This is a genomic window from Mycobacterium hainanense, assembly GCF_041890355.1.
Taxonomy (GTDB): Bacteria; Actinomycetota; Actinomycetes; order Mycobacteriales; family Mycobacteriaceae; genus Mycobacterium; species Mycobacterium hainanense.
In genome coordinates, this window is the sequence record NZ_CP169059.1 from 1,732,624 (window position 1) to 1,756,339 (window position 23,716).

Here is a 23,716-nt window from a genome sequence, read left to right on the forward strand (position 1 = left end):
CGCCGAAACCGGCGCCTGCGCGGTCATTCGGAGTGAACCCGCCGTCGGCGGCCCGTGTGAGTTCGGATCGAATAGGAGCAGTCATGGCTCGATTCCCCAAGCCGCCGGAGGGCAGCTGGACGCAGCACTACCCCGAGCTGGGAACGGGACCGGTCTCATACGAAGACTCCATCAGCCCGGAGATCTACGAGTTGGAACGCGAGGCCATCTTCAAGCGCGCGTGGCTCAATGTCGGCCGGGTTGAACAACTTTCGCGCGCCGGTAGCTATTTCACCAAAGAGCTGAAAGCCGTCAACACCTCGATCATTCTGGTGCGCACGAAATTGGGGGCGGTCAAGGCCTATCACAACGTATGTCGTCACCGCGGAAACAAACTGGTGTGGAACGACATGCCGCTCGAGGAGACCAGCGGGCTGTGCCGCCAATTCACCTGCAAATACCACGCCTGGCGGTACGACCTGGACGGCAACCTGACATTCGTGCAGCAGGAGGATGAATTCTTCGACCTCGACAAGAGTCGCTACGGGCTGGTGCCGGTCCACTGCGACGTGTGGGCAGGGTTCATCTTCGTCAACTTCGCCAAGGAGCCCGAACAGTCGTTACGCGAATTCCTCGGGCCGATGATCACCGCACTCGAGGGCTATCCGTTCGACAAGATGACCTCGCGCTGGCACTACCGCTCGGAAGTGAAGGCGAACTGGAAGCTCTACATGGACGCGTTCCAGGAGTTCTATCACGCGCCGGTGCTGCACGCGAACCAGTCACCCACCGCGTACTCAAAAGCGGCCGCGGAGGCCGGGTTTGAGGCCCCGCATTACCGATTGGAAGGCCCGCACCGTTTGGTCAGCACGTCGGGTGTGCGGGCGTGGGAGATGTCGGCGGAGATGCGCAAGCCGATCGAGGACATCTGCCGAAGTGGGCTGTTCGGCCCTTGGGACAAGCCGGATCTTGGCGACATGCCCACCGGGCTCAACCCGGCGAAATGCGACCCGTGGGGGCTGGACTCCTTCCAGCTGTTCCCCAACTTCGTGATCCTGTTCTGGGGCCAGGGCTGGTACCTGACCTACCATTACTGGCCGACCTCGTACAACTCCCACATCTTCGAGGGCACGCTGTACTTTCCGCAGCCACGCACCCCCAGTGAACGCGTCGCCCAGGAACTCGCGGCCGTCTCGTTCAAGGAATACGGCCTGCAGGACGCCAACACGCTCGAGGCGACACAGAGCATGATCGAGTCCCAGGTCCTCGACCGGTTCCTGCTCTGCGATCAGGAAATCCTGATCCGGCATCTGCACAAAGAGACGGCGGCGTGGATCGATCGCTATCGCCACACGGCTACGGCGGGGGTGTGACCGCGATGTCCTCCATGCTGCCAAGCGAATTCGCGGACCTGGAGCAATTCTCGGACTGGTGCCTGCCTTCCGAACCCGAACGCTACGCCAAGAGGTTGGCGAGCACGATGACCGAGATGAAGGCCTTCTACGACGCCATCACGCCGCGGGCCGAAGAGGCGCTCACCTACTGCGACAAGTTCTCCCTCGACGATCTGCCCGACGACGTACTGAATCTCATGCACCTGCTGTATTCGATGATCATGGTGTCGTTTCCGGTGGAGTGCTGGAAGCAACCACGGGTGCCCGACTCCGGTGCGTCCACCCTGGACTGCGTGTCCGAGCCCGTTCCGTGACCACCGTCCTGCGGGCGGCGCGGTGGGCCGACGTGGTCGACGGCCAGGTTCGCTCACCGGCGCTCGTGGTGGTCGAGGGCGAGCGCATCGCCGCCATCAATCCCGAAGGCGGCGTGCCGGATTGGGCCACCTTCATCGACCTGGGCGACGTCACGCTGCTGCCGGGCCTGATGGACATGGAACTCAACCTGCTGATCGGCGGCCCCGGCGGACCCGAAGGTTTGCCGTCACCGATGCACGGTGTCCAAGACGACCCGGCCTATCGCACCCTGCGTGGTGCGGTCAATGCGCGCACCACGCTGGAGGCGGGTTTCACCACTGTGCGGAACCTGGGCCTGATGGTCAAGACCGGTGGCTACCTGCTCGACGTGGCGCTGCAGCGCGCCATCGACCAGGGCTGGCACGTCGGCCCTCGCATCTATCCCGCCGGCCACGCCGTCACCCCCTACGGCGGGCACCTGGACCCGACGGTGTTTCAACGGCTCGCGCCCGGCATCATGCCGCTTTCAATAGCGGAGGGGATCGCCAACGGCGTCCCCGACGTGATCGCCTGTGTCCGCTATCAGATCCGTCACGGTGCGAAGCTGATCAAGGTATCGGCGTCGGGCGGCGTCATGTCGCACAGCACCGCCCCGGGCGCCCAGCAGTACTCCGACGCCGAGTTCGTCGCGATTGCCGACGAAGCCCACCGGGCCGGGGTGCGGGTGGCGGCGCACGCCGTCGGCGACAGCGCGGTCCAGGCCTGCATCCGTGCCGGGATCGACTGCATCGAACACGGCTTCCTGGCCAGCGACGAGACGATCCAGATGATGGTCGACCACGGCACCTTCCTGGTCTCCACCACGTACCTGACCGAGGCGATGGCGATCGATCGGATCGCACCGGAGCTGCGCAGGAAAGCCGAAGAGGTGTTCCCGCGGGCGAAAGCCATGCTGCCCAAGGCGATCGCCGCCGGCGTGCGGATCGCGTGCGGCACCGACGCGCCGGCGATCCCGCACGGCCAGAACGCCAAGGAGCTGGGCGCGCTGGTGAGTCGCGGCATGACGCCGATGCAGGCGATCCGGGCGGCCACCGTGGTGGCCGCGGAACTCGTCGACGCCGACGGCGACCTCGGCCGGCTGGCACCCGGTTACCTCGCCGACATCATCGCGGTGCCCGGCGATCCCTCCCGGGACATCGACGCCACACTTGAGGTGTCGTTCGTCATGAAGGGCGGCGAGATCTTCAAGCATGGAGGCGGCGATGGAACTCACCGATAACATCCTGTGGCTGCTCAAGCAGGCCTTCTATTACTCGCTGACCACCATCAACGACGCGATGCGCGTGCATGGCGTCAGCACCGCCCAGATCGGCGTGTTGCGCCAACTCGCCAACGAGCCCGGCCTTTCGGGCGCCGACCTGGCCCGGCGGCTCCTGATCAGCCCCCAAGGGGTTCAGCTCGCGCTGACCGCCCTGGAACGCCGCGGCCTGGTGGAACGAAAACGCGATCCCCAGCACGGCCGCATCCTGCAGGCCTATCTCACGGTGGAGGGTCGCAACGTCGCGGCGACCGTCGTCAACGACGCGATCGCCGCTCACGAGGAGGTGTTCGGCGTCCTGAGCAAGCAGGAGCAGCAGACGCTGCGTGAACTGTTGGGCCGCGTTGTTGAAAAGGGCACCGGCCATGAGCTTTTCAACGACCACGTCGAGGACTGACACGAAAGCCGTCCGGGTATCTCTAGTACTTGATATTAATGGCAAGTAGTTGATATTGTCGGGGAGATGTCAGAACCCACTGCGGCAGCCGGGGCGGGGCCGCGCAACGGCGACGGGGTCGTGACCGAGGAAGTGACCATAGTGCTGGACCGGCGCACCACCACGGTGCCCTACAGTGCGGGCGACACCTTGTTGCAGACCGCCCGCATGGCGGGTTTGGCCGCGCCGTCGTCGTGCGAGACGGGTTCCTGCGCAACGTGTATGGCCCGCTTGACGCAGGGAAGCGCCCGGATGCTCAACAACGACGCGCTGGACGAGGACGAGGTAAACGAGGGCTGGGTGCTCACCTGTCAGGCGTTGCCGACCAGCCGCACGGTGCACGTCGTCTACGAGTGAATGGACGGGAGAACAACCGCAATGGAGCGGAGTCGATGAGCCGGGTGGCCGTGGTGACGGGCGGCGCCTCGGGCATGGGCGAGGCCACCTGCCACGAACTGGGCCGGCGCGGGCACAAGATCGCGGTCCTCGACGTCAATGAGCAAGCCGCGCAACGCGTTACCGAAGACTTGCGCGCCGAGGGTGTCACCGCGATCGGCGTCGGCGCCGATGTCACCGACCGGCCGGCGTTGGAGCAGGCTTTCGCCAAGGTGCGTAGCGAGCTAGGTGCGGTCACGGTGTTGGTGACCAGTGCGGGGCAGTTCGCTTACTCCGCCTTCGCCGAGATCACCGCCGAATCGTGGGCGCGGATCATCGACGTCAATCTGACCGGCACGTTTCATTGCTGTCAGATCGCGCTGCCCGACATGGTCGACGCCAGCTGGGGCAGGATCGTGATGATCTCGTCATCGAGCGCTCAGCGCGGCTCTCCGTTCGCCGCCCACTACGCGGCTTCGAAAGGCGGGGTGATCACGTTGACCAAGTCACTTGCCCGCGAGTACGCGCCCTACGGGATCACGGTCAACAACGTCCCGCCGTCGGGGATCGAAACGCCGATGCAGCATCAGGGTCAGGCCGCCGGCTATCTGCCCTCCAACGAGCAGATCGCGGCCAACATCCCGCTGGGCTACCTGGGCACGGGGGCGGACATCGCCGCGGCGGTGGGGTTCCTGTGCACGGAGGAGGCACGTTTCATCACCGGGCAGGTGCTGGGCGTCAACGGCGGAGCGGTGATGTGACGGCGATCAGGAGGTACAGATGACGCGATCGGGGCGGCCCGCTGAGGGCTCCTGGACCGAACACTATCCCGACCTGGGCACCGGTCCGGTGTCGTTCAGCGACTCCACGTCGCCGAAGTTCTACGCCCTCGAACGCGAGGCAATCTTCAAACGCGCCTGGCTGAACGTCGCGCGGGTCGAGGAGCTGCCCCGCGCGGGCAGCTATCTCACCAAAGAGCTCGAGGTGGTCGGCACGTCGGTCATCGTGGTGAAGGGGCGAGACGAGCGCATCCGCGCCTTCTACAACGTCTGCCGGCACCGGGGAAACAAGCTGGTGTGGAACGACTTTCCCGATCAAGAAACGCGAGGCACCTGCCGCCAATTCACCTGCAAGTATCACGGATGGCGCTACGACCTCGAGGGAGCCCTGAAATTCGTACAGCAAGAAGGCGAATTCTTCGACCTCGACCGGTCGGAGTACGGGCTGCGGCCCGTGCCCTGTGACGTCTGGAATGGGTTCGTGTTCATCAACTTCGACCCCGAACCGCGCCAGACCCTGCGAGAGTTCCTCGGGCCGATGGTCACGGGGCTTGACGGATACCCCTTCCACAAACTGACCGAACGCTACGAGTGGGTAGCACACAACAACAGCAACTGGAAGATCTTCGCCGACGCGTTCCAGGAGTACTACCACGTACCTTCCCTGCATCCGCAACAAGTGCCCCCCGATGTGCGGGACCCCAACGCCGGTTTCACCTGTGGGCATTTCCAGCTCGACGGTCCGCATCGGTTGGTATCGACCGCCGGGCGTCGGCGCTGGTTGCTGCCGCCGGAGTACATGTATCCGATCGAGCGGGCCACCCAGAGCGGACTGGTCGGACCCTGGCGCACACCGGATCTCGGCCCGCTGCCCCCTGGCCTCAACCCCGGCGGCATCGAGCCCTGGGGCATCAGCAATTTCCAGATCTTCCCCAACATCGAGATCTTGATCTACGGCGGCTGGTATCTGCTGTATCGGTACTGGCCCACCTCGCACAACACGCATCGCTTCGAGGCGTATACGTACTTCCACCCCGCCGGCAGTGTGCGCGAGCGGATCGAGCACGAGGTGGCGGCCGTGGTGCTCAAGGAGTTCGCCCTGCAGGACGCGGGGATGCTGGGCGGCACCCAGGCCGCGCTGGAGTACGGCATCGTCGACGAGTTCCCGCTCAACGACCAAGAAATCCTGGTACGCCACCTGCACAAGGTCGTCGTCGACTGGGTCGCCGCCTACCAACGCGAACGCGCGTCCGAACCGGCGGGGGTGTGAGCCGATGTCAGATGCCATGCTGCCCAGCGCATTTGCCGAATTGGAAAAATACGCCCAGCGGTGGTGTCTGGCCACCGAGACCGAACGCTGGAACGCGCGGATGGCCGCCACGATGCCCGAGATGCACGAGTTCTACGACGCGTTCTTCCCGCGCCTCGAAGAGGCCATCGAATACTGCGACAAGTTCCCGCTCGACAATCTGCCCGATGACGCACTGAACCTGCTGCACATGATCTATTCGTTGATCATGGTCGCGATGGCGGTGGAGATCATGCACCAACCCGCGCCCGTCAGCGCCGCCGACGCGGTCATGATCCGCACGGTCGAGCCGGCGCCCTGAGCATAGGACGCACTTTCATCAGGAAGGACAGGCCATGAGTCTGCTCACCATCAACAAGCTCACCGCCTCCGTCGGCGCGGAAGTCACCGGACTGGATCCGGCCCGCCTGGCGTCTGGCGACCCGGTCGGTCAGGCCGTCCTGGATGCGTTGGAGGACAACGGCGTTCTGGTCTTCCGTGGTCTGCAGCTCGCCCCGGAGGTGCAGGTCGGCTTCTGTCGGCTGCTGGGCGAGGTCGACCACTCTGCCGACGGTCATCACCCGGTCGCCGGCATCTACCCCATCACGTTGAACCCGGCCAAGAACTCCTCGGCGGAAATCCTGAAGGCCACGTTCGACTGGCACATCGATGGTTGTACGCCGCTCGGCGACGAGTGCCCCCAGAAGGCCACCGTGCTGTCGGCCGTGCAAGTCGCCGAATGGGGCGGGGAAACGGAATTCGCCAACTCTTATGCCGCCTACGAAGAACTGACCGACGAAGAGAAGGAGCGCTTCGCCTCGCTTCGGGTCGTGCATTCGCTGGAGGCCTCTCAGCGCCGCGCCCACCCCCAAGCCGGCCCGGAGCAGGTGGCTCGCTGGCGGTCTCGGCGCACCCATGAACACCCGCTGGTCTGGACGCATCGCAGTGGCCGTAAATCGCTGGTGCTGGGCGCCTCGGCGGACTACGTCGTGGGGATGGATCTCGACGAGGGCAGGGCCCTGCTCCAGCAGCTGCTCGACCGCGCCACCGTGGCCGAGAAGGTGTACAGCCACCACTGGTCAGTGGGGGACACCGTCATCTGGGACAACCGCGGCGTGTTGCACCGCGCGGCCCCCTACGACCCCGCCTCGCCGCGTGAGATGCTGCGCACGACCGTGCTCGGCGACGAGCCGATCCAATAGCGGCGCAATGACGGAAGCGCGCCCAGTTCGTCTGACGCCGTTGCCGGCCGGGGAGTGGGATGATCGCGCCCGGGCGTCGTTGTCCTCGTTGATTCCCGCGGAGCGGGCCAACCCCGGGGGCGCGGGCAACGTCTTGGCGACCCTGGTGCGCCACCCGGATCTCACCCGCGCGTATCTACCTTTCAACGCCTACCTGCTGAGGGACTCGACGTTGTCGCTTAGGGTTCGAGAGGTCGCGCTGCTGCGGGTGGTGTCGCGCGGCGAGTGCGAATACCTCTGGGATCACCACGTTCCGATCGCCGAGCGAGCCGGTTTGAGTGCACAGGACATCAGCGCGATCAGATCCGGCGTGGCCGCCGACGGCGTGGACGGGACGGTCGTGGGTGCCGTCGACGAGTTGATGGAGCACCACACCATCACCCAGCCCACGTGGGACGAGTTGGGCCGGGTGTTCAGCGACCAGCAACGCATGGACCTGGTCTTCACCATCGGCGGTTACCTGCTGCTGGCGTTGGCCGTCAACACCCTTGGCGTGCAGAACGAGCATTCGTGAGCGTTCAGGCTCTCGTGGACACGCACACGAACACCGATAGAAGACCAGAGAATCGCCCCCGGCGGACCCCGCTATGGCAGGGTTGGCGTGTGTTGAGAAAAGGATTGACCGCAGCGGCAACCGCGTTGGGCTGCACCGGTGCCGTGGTCCTGTCGACGGTCGCCCCGCCGGCTGCCGCCGAACCGGACAACTACGTGGCCTTCCTGTCGCCATCGCGCAACATCAGCTGCGAGATCGACTACCAGCGCCACGGCATCCCCGACGGGGCATTCTGCTTCAGCATCACCCCGCCGCAATCGGTGACCATGGATCCCGCCGGCGTCCTGTCGCGCTGCAGCGGTGAGGGTTGTCTGGCCAACCCGCCCGAAGGCACGCCAAGCCTCGGCTACGGAAACACCGCTGGAGCCGGGCCGTTCAGCTGCCGGTCCGAGACGGACGGCGTGACGTGCACCGTGACCTCGGGGCGCGGCTTCACCATATCCAACGCCGGGATAACGGCCGTAGGCTGACTTTCGGCTTTCAGCCGCCGCGGGCCTCGATCATGGCCGAGCGGTTGACCTTGGTCGCCGCGGTGCGGGGAATCGCGTCGACGAATTCCACCGTCTTGGGCGCCTTGTAGTGGGCGAGCCGGCTCTTCGCGTACTCGATCACCTGATCCTCGGTGAGCACCGCGCCGTCGGCCGGCTGCACCACCGCGTGCACCCGGCGTCCCCACTGCGGGTCGGCGAGTCCGATGACGACGACATCGGCGATGTCGGGATGGCCCGCCAGAGCCGATTCCACTTCCGCCGGAAACACATTCGCGCCGCCCGTGACGATCATGTCGACCCGGCGGTCGACGATGTAGAGGTAGCCGTCCTCGTCCAGGTAGCCGATGTCGCCGGCGGAGCGGAAGCCGTCTTCGGTGGTCGGTAGCGGCGCCGCGCCGCCGACATAGCGCGATCCCGCGCTCATCGGTGCGCGCAGGTAGATCTCGCCGTGCGCGCCGGGGCCGAGCGGTGTGGTTCCGGCGTCGAGGATCCGGATCTCGGTCTCCCGGAAGCCCCGGCCGACGCTACCCGGATGAGCGAGCCACTCGTCGCCCCGCAACGCGGTGAGCCCGAGGTTCTCGGTCATGCCGTACGCCGACACGATCTGCTCTGGGCTCAACAGCTCGAACCAGGTGTGCATGAGCGACGGCGGCATCACCGCGGCGCCCTGCAGGATGAACACGATGCTGGACAAGTCGCGCTGCCGCACGTCGGGCCGGGCCGCGATGCGCGCCAGCATGGTTGGCGTGGCCGTGAAGTTGGTGATCCGAAAACGTTCGATGACATCCAAAGCCAGTGCGGCGTCGAACTTTTCGAGTATCACCAGATGGTCGCCGGCCAGCAGGAAGGAGAAGGTGGCGAAGCCGTTGGTGTGGTACATCGGCGCGGGCACCATGATGGTCTGCGGCTGAGCCACGGGCGTCCAGTTGGACAGGAAGGGCTCGCCGTGTTGTGGGGTCCACAGCGATGGCGCCAGGCTCAGGATGACTTTCGGGATGCCGGTCGAACCGCTGCTACAGATTCCGTTGACGTTGGGGGAGACGGCCTCAGGCATTGCGTCGGCGGACTCGGCACCCGCCTGGTCCTCCAGCCGCCACCGGCTCACCTCGTCGACGACGACGGCGGGGTCGATCACCTCGCGTACCCGGTCGCGCTCCCATTCGGGCAGGTCCCAGTGCATGGGAACCGGAACGGCGCCGATCTTCCAGCAGCCCAGCGTGGCCAGGACCAGGTGTACCGAGTTCGGGATCGCCAGCGCGACAAGGGAACCGGTTCCGGCGCCGTTGGCCGCAAGCGCGCGACCCCACTGGTTGGCGCGGGCGTCGAGCTCACCGAACGTCAGCGACTGCGCGGTGCCGTCGAGGGCGACGATGGTGACCCCGGTGTCGGCCCCGCGCTCCTCGGCGAGCTGACGAAGCTTGGCGCCGAACGGGATTCCCTCCGCTAACGGGTTGGCCGCCACTTCGGCCGACGCGGGTTCGGTCACGCTGATACCGGCCCGCTGAACAGCGTCTCCAGGGAACCGTCCGCGACACTGGGAATCAGCCGCAGCGCGAGCGCCTCGGCGCCCAGCGGCAAGCGGATCAGCGGTTGCGCGTGCCGGTCGAGCACGCTGATGTCCGACTCGTCGCAGAAGCCCAGGGCGCCGAGCAGCTGGTGGGAGGTGCGCAGCACCTGACGCGCGGTGTCGGAAGCCTTGAGCCGCAGCACGAGTGCGTCCGCCGAGCGGACCTGTATCGGTAGCGACTCCGGCCGGCAGATGGTGTATTTGGCCAACTCGTGCAGCCCCCGCACGGCGACGACGGCCTCCGCGACGGCGAACCTGACGGCCTGGAAATCCGCGAGCGGCTTACCGAACTGCACGCGGGCGCGCACATGATCGGTGACGATCTGCAGCGCCTGCTGCACCGATCCCAGAATCCGCCATGATCCCAGCACGAGATGAAGATTAACGTCGTCGGTGGGGATGGTTCCACCGGGTGCGCCGAGAGAAGCGGGTACCAGGAACGGCCCGAGTTTGGCGCTGGTCCGCGACGCCAGCTTTAGGTGGTAGCGGTTCCCGTCCAAGTCGGCGGCGATCCAGTCACCCGGCAGGTCGCCGTGGTCGATCCGCGGCGCCTCGGGGTTGACCAGGGCAAGGCGGGCGCCGTCGACCGCGAGCAACTCCTCGACGAGGGGATAGGGCAACACCACCGCGCCGGCGGCCCGGCACAACACGGCGGCGGCCAGCAGGTCGTCGGGCGCGGACCGGACATCGAGCTCGAACGCGCCGACCTCGCGGAGGGCCTCGCGCGCAGCGTCCCGGATGCCGTCGTCGGTCTCGGCGCGCAACGCCGCCTGCGGCCCGCCCAGCCGCGCGAACCGTTTGGCCGCGACCGCGGCGAAGTCGCTGATGTCTTGCGGCAGATCAGTTTTCACCGATGTTCTCCCAACACGTCACGGGCCACCAACATCTTCTGCACTTCGATGGTGCCCGACGCCACGGTGGCGGCCTGGGCGTACCGCCAATGGTCTTCGATCGCCCCGTGCAGCGCGGCGCCGCTGCCGCTATCCAGCGCTATCGGGCCCAGCACGTCGAAGAGCAGCTCGGCGACCTGCTGGTCGCACGTGGTGGTGGCGATGCGGGCGGCACTGGCCGCGGCACCCGCGGCCGGATCGTCTTGCAACGACACCGCCCGGTAGGCCAGCATCCGGGCCACCCGAAGATCGACGAGCGCCCGAACCCACCGGGAGCGCAGCGACTCGGGCAGCGCGGACCAGTCGTCGCCGAGCTCGGTGCGCATCCGGTCGAGCAACGATTCGCAGCGCGCGTAGCGGGCGATGCCGACGCGCTCGAATGCCAGCGCCTCGCGCATGACCCGCCAGCCGTCGCCGACCTCGCCGAGGACCTCGCCGGGAAACGCCTGCACGTCGTCGAGGAACATCTCGTTGAGGTGATGCGGGCCCAGCATGGACCCGATCGGCCGGACGGTGAAGCCGGGACGGTCCATCGGAATCAGAAATAGGGTGAGCCGCTTGGGCTTTGGGGCCTCGGGGTCGGTGCATGCGGCCAGCACGCACCAGGACGCCATCAGCGCATAGGAGGTCCACACCTTCTGGCCGGTGATGCGCCAACCGTCCCCGTCCGGCACGGCGCGGGTGCGCAACGAGGCAAGGTCGGTGCCGGCCTCCGGCTCGGAGAAACCCTGGCACCAGATCACGTCGCCGGCGGCGATGGCGGCCAGGTGCTTGGCCTTCTGATCTGCCGTCCCGTATCGCATCAGCGCGGGGCCGACCCAGTTGATGCCCATGTATTGGGGGCCGCGCGGCTCGTGCTGGGCCCACATCTCCTCGCGCAGCACCGTCTGCTGCCAGACAGAACCACCGCCGCCGCCATGCTCTTTCGGCCACGCCAGCGCCAGCAGGCCCTCGGCCGCCAGCAGTTTGCAGAACGTCTCGGTGGTGGCCAGATCCCTGGGGTTCTCGGTGCAGGCGCCCAGGAAATCGGCGGGGATGTGGTTGGCCACCAGCTCGCGCAGGTGGTTGCGCAGTTGTGCGGCGTCGTCGCCGAGGTCGTAATCCATCGTTGTCATCCCTTCGGCAGCCCGAGCACCCGCTCGGCGATGATGTTGCGCTGGACCTCCGATGTCCCGCCGTAGATGGTCGCGGCGAGCGCGTCCTGGCGTTCGAAGAGCAGATCCGGGTCGCTCAGCGATTGCATTCCTTGCGCGGCGGCGGCGAGCTCCCAAACCCGCTGCAAGGTAACGGATCCGAGCAGCTTCATGGTGTCGGCTTCGGGGCTCGGCCGCCCGGCCAGTTCGTTGCCCAGGGCACGGTACCCGGTGGCCCGCAACGCCTCCGCGTCGGCAAGCAGGGAGCCGAGTTCGGTGCAGATGTCCGCGGTCGGCTGCGCCCTGCGCACCGACTCGAGCCCACGCTTGATCTCGACCCAGTTCATGATCCAGATCATCTGGCGTTCATGGTGCAGCGACGACAGGGCGACATTCCACCCGCCGTGTAACGGCCCCAGCAGGTTGTCCGCCGGCACCTCGACGTCGTCGAGAAAGACCTCGCAGAACGTCTCGTCGGAGATCGACGCCATCCGGATCGGTTCGACCCGCACCCCCGGCGAGTGCAGATCGAGGATCAGGCAGGAAATCCCGCGGTGCTTCGGCGCCTCGGGGTCGGTGCGGGCATACAGCGTGCACCACCGCGACTCATGGGCTTGGGTGGTCCAGATCTTGTGCCCGTTGACCCGAAAGCCGTCCCCGTCGCGGTCGGCGCGGGTGCGCAGGCCGGCGAAGTCCGACCCGGCTTCCGGTTCCGACATGCCCAGCGCCCACCACTCGTCGCCGCGCAGCAGCGGGACCAGCAATCGCTCGATCTGGGCCGGGGTGCCGAACTGACGAATGCCGGGCGCGGCGACGTTGGGACCCGCGATGTTCGGCAGCTTGGGCGCCGAGCGCAGCGCCGCCTCGAGCCGGATCTCCATCGCGTCGCGCAGGCCCAGCGATCGACCCCCGTGTTCTCCGGGCCAGGTGGGCTGGAGCCACCCGGCCTCGAAGGCGGCGCGTTGGTAATCGCGTCGCAGGGTCAGGTCCCAGCGGTATTCGCGGTAGTTGTCGTAATAGTCGGTCGGCAGAAAGCCCGTCAGCCAGCTGCCGAACTCGTCGACCACCCCGGTCATGCCGCGCCTCCCGCGAACCGCCGGCCGACCTCGTGGTAGAGGGCGCGGCTGTCGCCCAGCATCGCGGCGGCCTGCCAGGCGTGCCGGACGTAAAGGTGGGCGTCGTGCTCCCAGGTCTGCCCGAGCGCGCCGTGCACCTGGACCGCGACCTTCGCGCAGTTGGCGGCCGCGTCGCCGGCCGCCGCTTTGGCGAGCGCCGCGGTGGTCCACGCCTGCGCGGGCGCCGTGGTCGGGTCGGCCAGCCGAGCGGCCGCGGCGTGGGTGAGACCGCGGGCGCGCTCCAACCCGACGTAGTTGTCGGCCAGCGCGTGCTTGATGCCCTGGAACGCGCCGATCGGCGAGCCGAACTGGCGGCGTGTCTTCGCGTGTTCGACGGCCCGGTTCAAGGCGGCGCTCGCCGTGCCGACCAGGTCGGCGGCCGCGGCCACCAACGGCGTCGTCAACGCCCGGTCGGGATCAACCGGTGCGGCGACCAACGGCTCGGCGTCGACTTCGACGTCTGCCAGCGGCTGCGCGGGGTCGGTCGACTCGCCGGGGATGACCGTCACCCCGTCGCCGCAGCGTGCGACCGCGACCACGGTGCCGTCGGGAGCGGTGTCGGCCCGCGCCAGCGTGACGAGCAGCTCGGCGCGCGACAGGTTGGGGACCGCGACCGCTCGCCCGCGCAGGCGTCCGGCGCGCAGCGTCATCGGCGCCCCGGGCAGCCGAGATCCTTTGGCGTGCACGGCCAGGGTGGCGACCACACCGCCGGCGATATCGTCGAGAACCGCGTCGAGGCCCGCTCCCCGCAATGCGCCGGCGGCCAGGCCGACACTGCTCAACAGCGGGATCGGCGCGATGGCGGCACCGCATTCCTCGAGCACCACCGCGAGCTCAACCGGTCCGTAGTCGCCCGCCCCCGGGGCGGCCAGTTCCGTCCAGCCGAGGTCGACGACGGTCTTCCACAGCGTGCGCCACCGCTCGGGATCCGTCATCGCCTGCCGGGCGGAGTCGGGCGGGCACTCGGTACGCAAAATGTCGCGCACGGTGTCGCGCAGCGACAGCTGCTCCGCGTTCAATCCAACATCCATAAGACCCCTAACATAATAAAAATAGTAAACTAGCGGCCCTGGTCCGCAATCGCACGGGAATAGACGTTGAGGTGGGTGCATGGTCGAGTGGTATTTGTTCCTGCCGCAGGTGCGGATGTCGGCGGCCGACATCGTCGAGCGGGCCCGCCACGCGGAGGGCAGCGGCTTCGACGGCATGGCGTTCATCGACCATCTCGAGGCGCCGGGGCTGCCCGACGAAAGCATCTGGGAGGCAATGGGCATTGCCAGCTGGGTGGCGGCCAGGACGGAGCGGCTGCGGATCGGCCACCTGGTGCTGTGTGACGCGTTTCGCCACCCCGCCGTGCTGGCCAAACAAGCCGTCACCCTGTCGGACGCATCCGAAGGCCGGTTCGATCTGGGGCTGGGTGCGGGCTCCTGGCCCACAGAGTTCGCCAGATTCGCTGTGGGCCAGCAGGATCCGAAGGCCAGGGTCGCACAACTCGGGCGTCATCTGGAGCTGATCCGAGGGTACTGGGGCGACGGGACGGGGGAGAACGCGCAGTCCCCGCGCAGGTCCCATCCGATACCCCTGATCCTCGGCGGAACGGGACCGAGAATGATGGAACTCGTTCGTAGGCATGCGGATTGGTGGAATGTGCCGGCAAACCACCTCGACCGGCTGCCCAAGCTGGCCCCCGAAGCGGGGTCCGCCCGGGTATCGATCCAGCAGATGGTGGGATTTGTCCGGACTGGCAGCGATCCCGAGGCGGTCCGCGAGGTGAGCGTTCGGAGATTCGGAAACCTGGGCTCGGGCCTCGTCTGCGGCGACGCCGACGAGCTGATCGGCCACTTCGGCGGCCTGGCCGCTCAGGGGGTTGAGCGGTTCTACGTGTGGTTCGCCGACTTCGCGAAGCGCGAATCCCTGCAGGAATTCGGTGAATCGGTGATCAAGGCGTTCCCTGGCGGCGCCGCCGCGCTTCGGTAGGGACGACCGGCGGCCGGGCGAACGGCCCGCGCCGCACCGCGCTGAGCCGGACCTCCGGCAGGTCGACGGATGGGTCGACGGTGTCCAGCCACGCGACGGCGTCCGCGACGTCGGACACCCGAATCGCGTACATCTCGAAGGGGACGTCCTGCAGCATCTCGGTTTCCACCGGGCCCGGCGTCACGAGGTGCACGGCGATGCCGTCGCGGTCGACCTCCAGCGCCAGGGCGCGGGCGAACGCGTTCATGCCCGCCTTGGACGCCGAGTAGGCGGTGCGGGCCAGCATCGGTTCGTGCGCCGCCGACGACGAAATGAACACAAACCGCGAACCCGCGCGCATCCTCGGCAACGCGGCGGAGGTGACCACGAAGCACGAGTCCAGGTTGGCCGAGATGATGGTGCGCCACTGCTCGAAGGTCTGCTTGCGCGCGTACGTTCCGCCCAGCGTGCCCGCCGCATGGACCACCAGGTCGATCCTCTCCAAAGCGCTTGCGGCCGCGGCGAACCCGTCCGGATCCGAGGCATCGGCCACCACGTGACGTCCGCCGATCTCCTCGGCGGCGGCGCGCAACGGAGCCTCGCGGCGCGCCGCCAGCACTACGTCGTAACCGAGTTCGACCAACTTGCGACCGCACGCTTTGCCGATCCCGCCGCTGCCGCCGGTGACCAATGCGGTTCTCAAGGGGCGCCTCTTACGGTTGCCGGAAATCCCGTTGCCGCGACAAAGCCTGCGGCGACAGCGCGTGGATACGTTGGTCGTGCCGATCGGAGAGCACGTACGTCTGAGTGTCGGCGAGATGGCGACCCGCGATACGCCGCGCCCGGTCGACGTCGCCCTCCGCGATGGTCTCGGTCAGCTTGACGTGCGTGCCGAGGACGGCTCGGCGTTGAGCCAGCGAGGGGTAGGTGCCGCGTGCCGCGCTTTCGTCCGCCCACTGTTGTTCGTGGCTGGTCCACAGCGTCTCCAAGCTGCCGACCACCGCGATGATGGTGTGGTTTCCGCAGCCGCGCACCACGAGATCGTGGAATTCCCGACCGATTTCGGTGAACAGCGCGCCGTCCTCGATGTTTTCGGCCATCGCGTCGTTCACCCGGTTGAGTTCCGGGACCAAGGTGTCCGCGCGGTCTGGCCGCCGGGCGGCCAGCGCGGCGCAGGCGGGCTCGAGTTCCTGCAACGCCATTCCGAGGTCGGCGACCGCGACCGACTCGCTCTGCAGCAGGAGCCCGAGCATGTACGCGGCGCTGGTCTTCGCCGGCGCGTGCACGACCGCGCCGCCGCGGTTGCCCCGGCGGACCGACACCAGGCCCTCGGTCTCGAGAATGCGCAGCGCCTCGCGCAGCGAAACCAAGCTCACGTTGAACTGCTCGACGAGCACCTCTTGCCGCGGCAAGAGGTCGCCGTCCGCCAGGTCGCCGTTGATGATCTGGCGGCGCAACTCGTCGGCTACGATCTCAGCGATCCGCGGCGCCGACAATCGGCGACCGGCGTCGCGCCCAATTCCCAAGTCGGTCATCCGATCCTCGAAACCAATCAATTCGCTGGCTTAGCTATTTTAGCAGTAATGGTATAAATAGCCGCGTGAGGCGCGAGCCCGACAGCCGACCGACACCGCTTGACGGATTGCGTGTCGTCGAGATCAGTGACCGCATCGCCGGCGGTTACTGCGGGAAGCTGCTGGCCGACGCCGGCGCGCAGGTGCGCAAAATCGAACCGCCGCAGGGTGATTGGCTCCGCACCTACTCCGCCACCCGGTCGCCGCTGACGGACGGGCAGAGTTCGCCGTTTTTCGCCTACCTCAACGCCGGCAAGCGCAGCGTGACCTGCACGCCCGGTTCCGCACGGTTTTCCGCGGAACTGGCCGCGGCGGACGTGGTGGTGATCACGGCCGGGCGCGAGCGGGCCGCGTCGCTGGGCGTCGAGCCGCAGCTCCTGCTGGCCGCGGCTCCGTGCGCGGTCATCGTCACGATCTCCGACTTCGGCTGGACCGGACCGTACGCCGGTCGGGCCGCCAGCGAATTCACCCTGCAGGCGTGGGCCGGCTCGCCCGGATTCCGCGGTGATCCCGCCGGCCCGCCGATCTCCATCGGCGGCGACCTGGGGGAGTACATGGGCGGCGTGTATGCCGCGTTCGGCGTGCTGGCCGTGTGTCGCCGCGTCGAACGCGGCGGGCCCGGCGAGCATCTGGACCTGTCCATGCTCGAGGCGTTGACCGCGATGCAGAGCAGCGAGTGGCTGCACTCGCAGCTGCTGCGGGTGCCCCCGATCCGCCGCACGCTCGAAGTGCCGTCCATCGAGCCCGCCAGGGACGGCTACGTCGGGATCACCATGGTCACCGGCCAGCAGTGGCTCGATTTCGTCGCGATGGTCGAATGCCCGCAGCTCGAGGAGATCGAACAGCTCCGCTTCCAGATCGGCCGGTGGGCCTACCGCGACCTGATCCGCGAACAGATCGGTCCCTGGCTGGCCGAACGGACCGTCGCGGAGATCGTCGAGCTCGGCCAACTGTTCCGGTTGCCCATCGCGGCGCTGGGCAACGGATCCACGATCCGGGACATGGAGTACGTGACGCAGCGCGGCGTTTTTGTGGACAACCCCGCCGGTTTTCACCAACCCCGGGCGCCGTGGCTGATGTCGGCGTGCGCGCCCGCCCCACCGGGCGTCACTCCCGCTCTCGGTGAGGCCAACAACGAAAGCCCTTGGGCCCCAAGGGAAATTGCTCCCGCGTCGTCGGCGACGGAATTGCCCCTGGCCGGCGTGCGCATCGTCGACCTGACCGCATTCTGGGCCGGTCCCGCGGCGACCCACTTGCTGGCCGCGTTCGGCGCCGACGTCGTCAAGGTCGAATCGATACAGCGGCCCGACGGCATTCGGTACTCGGGCGGCATGCGCACCGACGTCGACGATTGGTGGGAGTACGGCTGGGTGTTCCAGGCCATGAACACCAACAAGCGTTCCGTCACACTGGATTTGGGCTCCGACGACGGGCGGCGCCTGTTCACCGAGCTGGCCGCCGGCGCGGACGTGGTGATCGAGAACTTCTCACCGCGGGTCATGGAACAGTTCGGCCTGACCGCCGAGGTGCTGCTGGAGGTCAACCCCAAGCTCGTGGTCGCGAGGATGCCCGCCTTCGGGCTGGACGGCCCGTGGCGGGACCGGGTCGGATTCGCGCCCACCATGGAGCAGATCGCCGGCCTGGCGTGGGTGACCGGATTGCCCGACACCCCGCCGGTCACACCGCGCGGGGCGTGCGACCCGCTGGCCGGCGTGCACGCCGCGTTCGCGGTGCTGGCCGCGCTGAACTTCGCCGAACGCACCGGCTCGGGCCAGCTGGTCGAGCTGCCGATGCTCGAGACGGTGCTGAACGCCACCGCGATACAGGCGATCGAATCCGAGGTCTTCGGGACGACGCTGACCCGGCGGGGCAATCGCGGTTTCGGCGACGCGATCCAGAACATCTATCGCTGCGCCGGGGAAGACGATTGGATCGCCGTCACCGTGGGCGACGACCGGCAGTGGGGTGCGCTGGCCGAGCTGATGGATCGGCCGGTGTGGTGTGACGAGGGGGTGTCCACCGTCGCCGGGCGGCGGCAGCGGGCCGACGACATCGACCGCCGGCTGGCGGAGTGGTTCGGGCGGCAACCCCTTGAGCCGACGGTGGAGCGATTGGCCGCCGCAGGCATACCCGCCGCGCCGGTAGTGTCGCCGTCGTTGGTCACCGACAATCCCCAACTGCGTCACCGGGGTTTCTTGGAGACCCTGCACCATCCCAGCACCGGGGCGGGGCTCTACCCCTGCCCACCGTTCGCGCGGCTGGGCGGCCAAAAAAAGTGGCTGCTGCGGCCGCCACCGCGGTTGGGCGAGCACAATGAGGACATACTGCGTGATCGGTGCGGGCTGACCGACGAAGAACTGAAGCGCCTCGCGACCAGCGGGGTGATCGGGACCCGACCCAAGGGCCTGTAGAGAAGTGGAGGGCATCTGATGCGCGTGACGGTTGACGAAAACCTCTGTGAGGCCAACGGTTTCTGCGAGTCGCTGGCGCCGGAAGTCTTCGAACTGGGCGACGAGGACGTGGTGCAGATCGCGGAGGGCCCCGTGCCGCCCCGGCTGGAGATCGACGTGCGCGCCGCGGTGGACCAGTGTCCCAAGGCCGCGCTGCGGCTGATCGACTGACCTGAGCCCTAGCGCCGCTCGGTCAGCGAGATCGGCATCTCGTCGTAGATCGACATGTTCGTCACCAGGTTCGGAAACGCCACCGTGGCCGGCCCGATCGCGATGTCGTCGCAGCGCAGCAACAGCTCGTCGAACACCGCGCGGAGTTCCGCGCGCGCGAGCATCGCACCGAGGCAGTGGTGCGGTCCGCCCCCGCCGAACGCCACGTGCGGATTGGGTTGACGGCCGATGTCAAACGTGAACGGCGAGGAGAACGCCTCCTCGTCGCGGTTGGCCGAACGCAGCATCGACACCACCCGCTCGCCCTTGGCGATGCGCTGGCCGTCCATCTCGACATCGACCTTGGCCGTGCGCGTCCAGTAGGCCACCGGGGACGCCCAGCGCAGCACCTCCTCGACCGCGGTCGGGCGCACCCCTTCGTCCGCCCGATACCGCTCGATCTGCTCGGGGTTAGCCAGGAAGGCTTGCAGCCCGATCGCCAGGGCGTTCTTGGTGGTGTCGCTACCCGCGAAAGCCAGGACGAAGAAGAAGAATTCGAGTTCGTTGGGGGGCAACCTGAATTCCACACCGTCGTCGCCGGTGATCACCGCCGACGCCAGGGTGCTCCAGATGTCGTCGGTGGGATTACGGCGCTTCTCGGCGGTCAACTCCATGGCGTAGTCGAACACCGAGGCAAAGAGTTCGAGTTCCACCTGCCCGGTCGGTCGGGCTTCGGGCGCAAGCGCCTTCAAAATTCGGTCGAAGAGGTCGAAGACGCGGGGGCGGTCCTCCTCCGGGATCCCGATGATGTCGCCGATCACGGTCATCGGCAGGGCGTCGGCGACGTCGGAGATCCAATCGCCACCGCGCGCGGCGAGCAGGTCATCGATCATCCGCGCCGCACGCGCGCGGATGCCGGCCTCCAGCTTGGCGATCGCTCGCGGATTGAACGCGTTGGAAATCAGCTTGCGGCGCTTGTTCAGGTCCGGGGGGTCCAGCGTGATGATCGTCGGCGACGACGAGAACATGGCGACCGGCTGGATCAGCGGCCCGTCGGCCGCAGTGAACGAGTCGGTGTCGCGGTGCAGCCGAACGGCGTGCCGGTGTTTGGTCGCCACCCAGAAATCCCGGCGCACCGTCTTGGCGACGCCGGGCGTCAGTTCGTGTCGGAACAGCGGCCGGCTGTGCCGCAACTCCGCGAACACGTCGTCCGGAAAGCCGTTGCGCCACAGCGCGAAGTCGGAGAGGTCCACTGCCGCAGCCGTCATCTTCAAACCCCGCTCTGCCGGACGCGTTTGGTGTCGCGTTGACGTTCAATGCTTAAAATAGTAAAAATAGACCTTGTCGTCGAACCGCGGTGAGTGAAGGGCGGCCCAATTGCGCTCGGCTCGCCTGGGCCGTGCGGGATATGGAGAGCTCGTGACGCATACAATTTCGGACCCGGCGGCGGAGTCGGCCGGAGATCCCTCGGAACGCGAGTTCGGGCAGTCCGGCATCGCGCTGTCGACCTACCGGTTCCCGACGGGCTGGTTCATCGTTGCCTTCGGCTCCGACGTCGCCGCCGGTCAGGTCAAGCGTGCCCACTACTTCGGTGAGGAACTCGTCATTTTCCGCACCGAGTCCGGCCGGGTGCATGTGATGGACGCCTACTGCCAGCACCTCGGCGCCAATTTGGGCGTCGGCGGCACTGTGGAAGGCGACAACATCGTCTGCCCCTGGCACGGTTGGCGCTGGCGCGGTGACGGCACCAATGCGCTGATTCCCTACAGCAAGATCGGTTGCAAGAACAACGTCCGCATCCGCACCTACCCGACCGTGGAGTGGTACGGCTTCATCCTCGCCTGGCACGAGCGCCACGGTCGGGCGCCGTACTGGCAGCCGCCCGTGCTGCCCGAACTGGAAACCAACGAGTATTACCCGCTGCACCCGCGCACGCAGATGGTCAACCGGGTGAAGGTGCACCCGCAGATGATCATCGAGAACGCCGCCGACCCGTACCACGTGCAATACGTGCACAAGGCCGCCAATCCGGCAACCACCGCGTCGTTCGAGGTCTCCGGCTACCACCTGCACGCAACCGTCAACGCCCATTTCGGCGGTGGCCGCGCGTCGACTTGGCTGACTCCCAACGGGCCGGTCGACGCCAAGATCATCTACGACAACTACTCCCTGGGGCTGGGCGTCGTCCGGTTCCCGAGCGAGCTGGTGGCCACCGTCCAGGTCACCGGGCAGACGCCGGTCGACGAGGACTACACCGATTACTTCTATACACAGGCGTCGGTCCGCGAGCCGGGTGACCCAGGAGACGTGCCGACCGGTCGCGCGGCGAAATTCCTGGCGCTGCAACAAGAAGTCATCAAACAGGACTTCTTCACGTGGGAGAACATGAAGTACCTGGAGAAGCCGAACCTGGCTCCCGAAGAGGCGCACGACTACGCGGCCCTTCGCCGCTGGGCGCACCGCTTCTACCCGGGCGCGCAACCGTCGCCGTCCGACTTCGGTTACACCGCAGCCGGTGAGCCCGATCCGGCGGCCGCGAAAGCCTAATCGGAAGTCCCTGGAGGCCTGATGTGCCCCGACCGGAGCGGACCTCTTGGGCCCTCCGATTTCGGCGTGGAGAGTTTCACCGTGCCGGCCGTGCTCGACCGGCGCGCCGAGCAGTATCCCGACCGGGTGATGATGTCGATCGCCGGCGTCGACGTCACCTTCGAGCAGATGCGGCAACGGTCCTGTGCGGCGGCGAACCTGCTCGCGGACTTCGGCGTTGGCGCCGGTGACTGCGTGGCGCTGTTCACCGGGACATGCCCGGAATGGGTCTACTACTGGCTGGGCGCGGCGCGCCTCGGCGCGGTGAGCGCGGCAGTCAACGCCGCGAACAAGGGAGACTTCCTGCTGCACGCCCTGCGGCTGTCGCAGGCCAAGGTGATCCTCACCGACGCCGAGCGGCGGCCTCGGGTCGAGCTGGTTGCCGGCGCGCTGGACGTCACGCCAACCCTTGTGCTGCAAGACGATTCACTCAAGGTGGCGTTGAACCGCGGGGCTGGACGGCCGGCCCCCGAGGCGCGCGCCACGCCGGGGGAGGTGGGTGCGCTGTTCTTCACGTCCGGCACCACCGGCCCGTCCAAAGCGGTCGCAACGACGTGGCATTACCTGTTCACCGTGGCCGCGACGGTCGCGTCGGCCTGGGAATTGCGCGCCGGGGAGGTGCTGTGGACGGCGATGCCGCTGTTTCACCTTAGCGCGGCGCCCAGCGTGTTGGCCCCGATGCTGCTCGGCGCGACGACCGTGCTGGCGGAGGCGTTTCACCCCGGCCGGGTGTGGGACGACATCCGCGCGCGCAATGCCGTCGGCTTCGCCGGCGCCGGCGCCATGGTGTCGATGCTGCACAACCTGCCCCCGGATCCCCGGGACACCCAGCTGCCACTGCGGTTCATCTCCGCGGCGCCGATCGATGCCAAGGCGTATCGCGCCATCGAAGAGCGTTACGGCTGCCGGATCGTCACGATGTACGGGATGACCGAGGCGTTCCCGATCGCCGTCAAGGCCCTGGCCGACGATGGGGTACCCGGGACATCGGGCCGGCCGAATCCAAGCTTCGACGTGCGCATCGTCGACGAAGCCGGCGATCCGTTGCCCGCCGGCGCGGTGGGCGAGATCGCCTGCCGGGCCCGGTATCCGGGCGTGATGAGCGAAGGTTATGTCGGCGAAGGCTCCCGGGTGGTTCCCCACCAGGACTGGTTCCGCACCGGCGACCTCGGCAGGCTCGACGCCGAAGGCAACCTGACCTACGTCGACCGCCGCAAGGATGCGCTGCGCAGGCGGGGAGAAAACGTTTCCTCGACCGAAGTCGAGGCCGTCGTCATGAGCCATCCGTCCGTGGCCGAGGCCGCCGCGGTCGGGGTGCCCAGTGCATTGGGCGAAGACGACATCCTGCTGGTACTGACGCTGCGGCCGGGAGCCGCAGTGGATTACACCGAGCTACTCGACTTCTGCGCGGCCCGGATGCCGTACTTCTGTGTGCCGCGGTTCGTGGAGACCGTCAGCGAACTTCCGAAGAACGTCATCGGGCGGGTACGCAAGGACCTGTTGCGCGAGCGGGGGGTGACTCAGGGGGCGTGGGACCGTGAAGCTCAGGGCTATATCGTTAGCCGGTAAGTTACGTTAATGTTACGTAATCGTCGGAAAGTTACTTTAATGTTACGTACGTCCGCTCGTTGGCAGTCGTTTCCCGGAAGAATCTGGAGACCGCAATGACCATGTCCTATCAGGAACAGCAAATGCTGCAGGCCGCCACGGGCCGCGCTGCCATCCTCAACCTGAATGCCCGGCACAACCGGGCTTACTCCGACGGCGATCGCGAGCGCTGGATCGCTACGTTCCGCCACTCCGGGGCGACCTACCACCGCGACGGCGACACGTTCGACGACCTGCGCGCGGCGTTCGACGGCGGCGACGGGCAACGGCTGGTCACCGTCGATCACGAGATCCGCGTCGACGGGGTCAACGCGACGCAGCAGTGCGTCGCCGTGCTTTTCGCCGCCATGTACGGCGACACCACGCTGCGGGCCACCGGGATCTTCCGGGACACGCTGATCTACGAGCGTGGCGGCTGGTACTTCACTTCCCGTACCCTGCAATGGGATTCGGTGCCCAGTAGGCACCCGCTCGTTATGTGAGCGGCGTGGATCCCGACCTCAGTTACCAGCTGGCCTTCGGCACCTACGAAGACGCGC

The 23,716-nt window shown here is 67.3% G+C and carries 24 protein-coding genes and 1 pseudogene; 17 read left to right on the forward strand and 8 right to left on the reverse strand.

Annotated elements, in window-relative coordinates:
- Window positions 1–83: 83 nt before the first annotated feature.
- From ACEL92_RS08285 to ACEL92_RS08335, 11 genes and pseudogenes are all read left to right on the forward strand, one after another.
- Window positions 84–1,352 carry an aromatic ring-hydroxylating dioxygenase subunit alpha gene (locus tag ACEL92_RS08285; protein WP_374025126.1) on the forward strand — a complete coding sequence of 423 codons (1,269 nt, stop codon included), beginning with the start codon at window positions 84–86 and terminating at the stop codon, window positions 1,350–1,352.
- A 5-nt stretch (window positions 1,353–1,357) separates the two neighbouring features.
- Window positions 1,358–1,687: a hypothetical protein gene (locus ACEL92_RS08290; RefSeq protein WP_067301890.1), complete on the forward strand. Its 330-nt coding sequence runs from the start codon at window positions 1,358–1,360 to the stop codon at window positions 1,685–1,687.
- Complete coding sequence (locus ACEL92_RS08295; protein ID WP_374025127.1) at window positions 1,684–2,946, forward strand: amidohydrolase family protein; 1,263 nt, start codon at window positions 1,684–1,686, stop codon at window positions 2,944–2,946. Before ACEL92_RS08290 ends, ACEL92_RS08295 begins: the two co-directional genes overlap by 4 nt.
- Complete coding sequence (locus tag ACEL92_RS08300) at window positions 2,930–3,382, forward strand: MarR family winged helix-turn-helix transcriptional regulator (RefSeq protein ID WP_067277637.1); 453 nt, start codon at window positions 2,930–2,932, stop codon at window positions 3,380–3,382. Before ACEL92_RS08295 ends, ACEL92_RS08300 begins: the two co-directional genes overlap by 17 nt.
- A 123-nt stretch (window positions 3,383–3,505) precedes the next feature.
- Window positions 3,506–3,778 (forward strand): annotated as a pseudogene (locus ACEL92_RS08305) (2Fe-2S iron-sulfur cluster-binding protein); the annotation flags it as partial.
- Window positions 3,779–3,813: 35 nt separating this feature from the next.
- Window positions 3,814–4,557, forward strand: coding sequence for an SDR family NAD(P)-dependent oxidoreductase (locus tag ACEL92_RS08310; RefSeq protein WP_374025128.1), 744 nt, complete (start codon window positions 3,814–3,816; stop codon window positions 4,555–4,557).
- Between the two features lie 19 nt (window positions 4,558–4,576).
- Window positions 4,577–5,845, forward strand: a complete 1,269-nt coding sequence (locus ACEL92_RS08315; protein WP_374025129.1) for an aromatic ring-hydroxylating dioxygenase subunit alpha — start codon at window positions 4,577–4,579, stop codon at window positions 5,843–5,845.
- A 4-nt stretch (window positions 5,846–5,849) separates the two neighbouring features.
- Window positions 5,850–6,185, forward strand: coding sequence for a hypothetical protein (locus tag ACEL92_RS08320; protein WP_374025130.1), 336 nt, complete (start codon window positions 5,850–5,852; stop codon window positions 6,183–6,185).
- A 34-nt stretch (window positions 6,186–6,219) separates the two neighbouring features.
- Window positions 6,220–7,065: a TauD/TfdA dioxygenase family protein gene (locus ACEL92_RS08325; RefSeq protein WP_374025131.1), complete on the forward strand. Its 846-nt coding sequence runs from the start codon at window positions 6,220–6,222 to the stop codon at window positions 7,063–7,065.
- A 7-nt stretch (window positions 7,066–7,072) separates the two neighbouring features.
- A complete protein-coding gene (locus tag ACEL92_RS08330) occupies window positions 7,073–7,618 on the forward strand; it encodes a carboxymuconolactone decarboxylase family protein (RefSeq protein ID WP_374025132.1) in 546 nt (181 codons plus the stop codon).
- A gap of 104 nt (window positions 7,619–7,722) precedes the next feature.
- Window positions 7,723–8,127 (forward strand): hypothetical protein, encoded by a 405-nt coding sequence (locus ACEL92_RS08335; protein ID WP_374025133.1) that lies wholly within the window; start codon window positions 7,723–7,725, stop codon window positions 8,125–8,127.
- A 10-nt stretch (window positions 8,128–8,137) separates the two neighbouring features.
- On the opposite strand, the gene ACEL92_RS08340 is transcribed toward ACEL92_RS08335, so the two are convergent.
- Genes ACEL92_RS08340 through ACEL92_RS08360 form a run of 5 tightly spaced genes read right to left on the reverse strand, consistent with a single transcriptional unit; the run spans window position 8,138 to window position 13,884 of the window.
- Window positions 8,138–9,634, reverse strand: coding sequence for a class I adenylate-forming enzyme family protein (locus ACEL92_RS08340; protein ID WP_374025134.1), 1,497 nt, complete (start codon window positions 9,632–9,634; stop codon window positions 8,138–8,140).
- Complete coding sequence (locus ACEL92_RS08345) at window positions 9,631–10,566, reverse strand: acyl-CoA dehydrogenase family protein (protein WP_374025135.1); 936 nt, start codon at window positions 10,564–10,566, stop codon at window positions 9,631–9,633. Before ACEL92_RS08345 ends, ACEL92_RS08340 begins: the two co-directional genes overlap by 4 nt.
- A complete protein-coding gene (locus tag ACEL92_RS08350) occupies window positions 10,563–11,720 on the reverse strand; it encodes an acyl-CoA dehydrogenase family protein (protein ID WP_374025136.1) in 1,158 nt (385 codons plus the stop codon). The genes ACEL92_RS08345 and ACEL92_RS08350 overlap by 4 nt, the downstream gene beginning before the upstream one ends.
- A complete protein-coding gene (locus tag ACEL92_RS08355) occupies window positions 11,717–12,814 on the reverse strand; it encodes an acyl-CoA dehydrogenase family protein (RefSeq protein WP_374025137.1) in 1,098 nt (365 codons plus the stop codon). Before ACEL92_RS08355 ends, ACEL92_RS08350 begins: the two co-directional genes overlap by 4 nt.
- Window positions 12,811–13,884, reverse strand: a complete 1,074-nt coding sequence (locus ACEL92_RS08360) for an acyl-CoA dehydrogenase family protein (RefSeq protein WP_374025138.1) — start codon at window positions 13,882–13,884, stop codon at window positions 12,811–12,813. Before ACEL92_RS08360 ends, ACEL92_RS08355 begins: the two co-directional genes overlap by 4 nt.
- 79 nt (window positions 13,885–13,963) lie before the next feature.
- Between ACEL92_RS08360 and ACEL92_RS08365 the strand changes: the two genes are divergently transcribed.
- Window positions 13,964–14,830 (forward strand): LLM class flavin-dependent oxidoreductase, encoded by an 867-nt coding sequence (locus ACEL92_RS08365; RefSeq protein ID WP_374025139.1) that lies wholly within the window; start codon window positions 13,964–13,966, stop codon window positions 14,828–14,830.
- Here the strand turns inward: ACEL92_RS08365 and ACEL92_RS08370 are convergent.
- Both ACEL92_RS08370 and ACEL92_RS08375 read right to left on the reverse strand, forming a co-directional pair.
- The gene (locus ACEL92_RS08370) at window positions 14,793–15,512 is read right to left on the reverse strand and encodes an SDR family oxidoreductase (RefSeq protein ID WP_374025140.1); all 720 of its coding nucleotides are present in this window, start codon (window positions 15,510–15,512) and stop codon (window positions 14,793–14,795) included. The genes ACEL92_RS08365 and ACEL92_RS08370 overlap by 38 nt on opposite strands.
- A gap of 10 nt (window positions 15,513–15,522) precedes the next feature.
- On the reverse strand, window positions 15,523–16,344 hold the full coding sequence (locus tag ACEL92_RS08375) for a FadR/GntR family transcriptional regulator (protein WP_374025141.1): 822 nt from the start codon (window positions 16,342–16,344) through the stop codon (window positions 15,523–15,525).
- 65 nt (window positions 16,345–16,409) lie between these two features.
- Between ACEL92_RS08375 and ACEL92_RS08380 the strand changes: the two genes are divergently transcribed.
- Both ACEL92_RS08380 and ACEL92_RS08385 read left to right on the forward strand, forming a co-directional pair.
- Entirely contained in the window at window positions 16,410–18,794 is a 2,385-nt protein-coding gene (locus ACEL92_RS08380) for a CoA transferase (protein ID WP_374025142.1), read from the forward strand.
- A gap of 18 nt (window positions 18,795–18,812) precedes the next feature.
- Complete coding sequence (locus ACEL92_RS08385; protein WP_067899116.1) at window positions 18,813–19,004, forward strand: ferredoxin; 192 nt, start codon at window positions 18,813–18,815, stop codon at window positions 19,002–19,004.
- An 8-nt stretch (window positions 19,005–19,012) separates the two neighbouring features.
- Here the strand turns inward: ACEL92_RS08385 and ACEL92_RS08390 are convergent, their stop codons facing one another.
- Window positions 19,013–20,251, reverse strand: a complete 1,239-nt coding sequence (locus ACEL92_RS08390) for a cytochrome P450 (RefSeq protein WP_374025143.1) — start codon at window positions 20,249–20,251, stop codon at window positions 19,013–19,015.
- Between the two features lie 151 nt (window positions 20,252–20,402).
- On the opposite strand from ACEL92_RS08390, the gene ACEL92_RS08395 reads away from it, so the two are divergent.
- From ACEL92_RS08395 to ACEL92_RS08405, 3 genes are all read left to right on the forward strand, one after another.
- Window positions 20,403–21,530, forward strand: coding sequence for an aromatic ring-hydroxylating dioxygenase subunit alpha (locus ACEL92_RS08395; protein WP_374025144.1), 1,128 nt, complete (start codon window positions 20,403–20,405; stop codon window positions 21,528–21,530).
- A 21-nt stretch (window positions 21,531–21,551) separates the two neighbouring features.
- Entirely contained in the window at window positions 21,552–23,138 is a 1,587-nt protein-coding gene (locus tag ACEL92_RS08400) for an AMP-binding protein (protein ID WP_374025145.1), read from the forward strand.
- Between the two features lie 95 nt (window positions 23,139–23,233).
- Window positions 23,234–23,659 (forward strand): nuclear transport factor 2 family protein, encoded by a 426-nt coding sequence (locus tag ACEL92_RS08405; protein ID WP_374025146.1) that lies wholly within the window; start codon window positions 23,234–23,236, stop codon window positions 23,657–23,659.
- The last annotated feature ends 57 nt before the right edge of the window (window positions 23,660–23,716 follow it).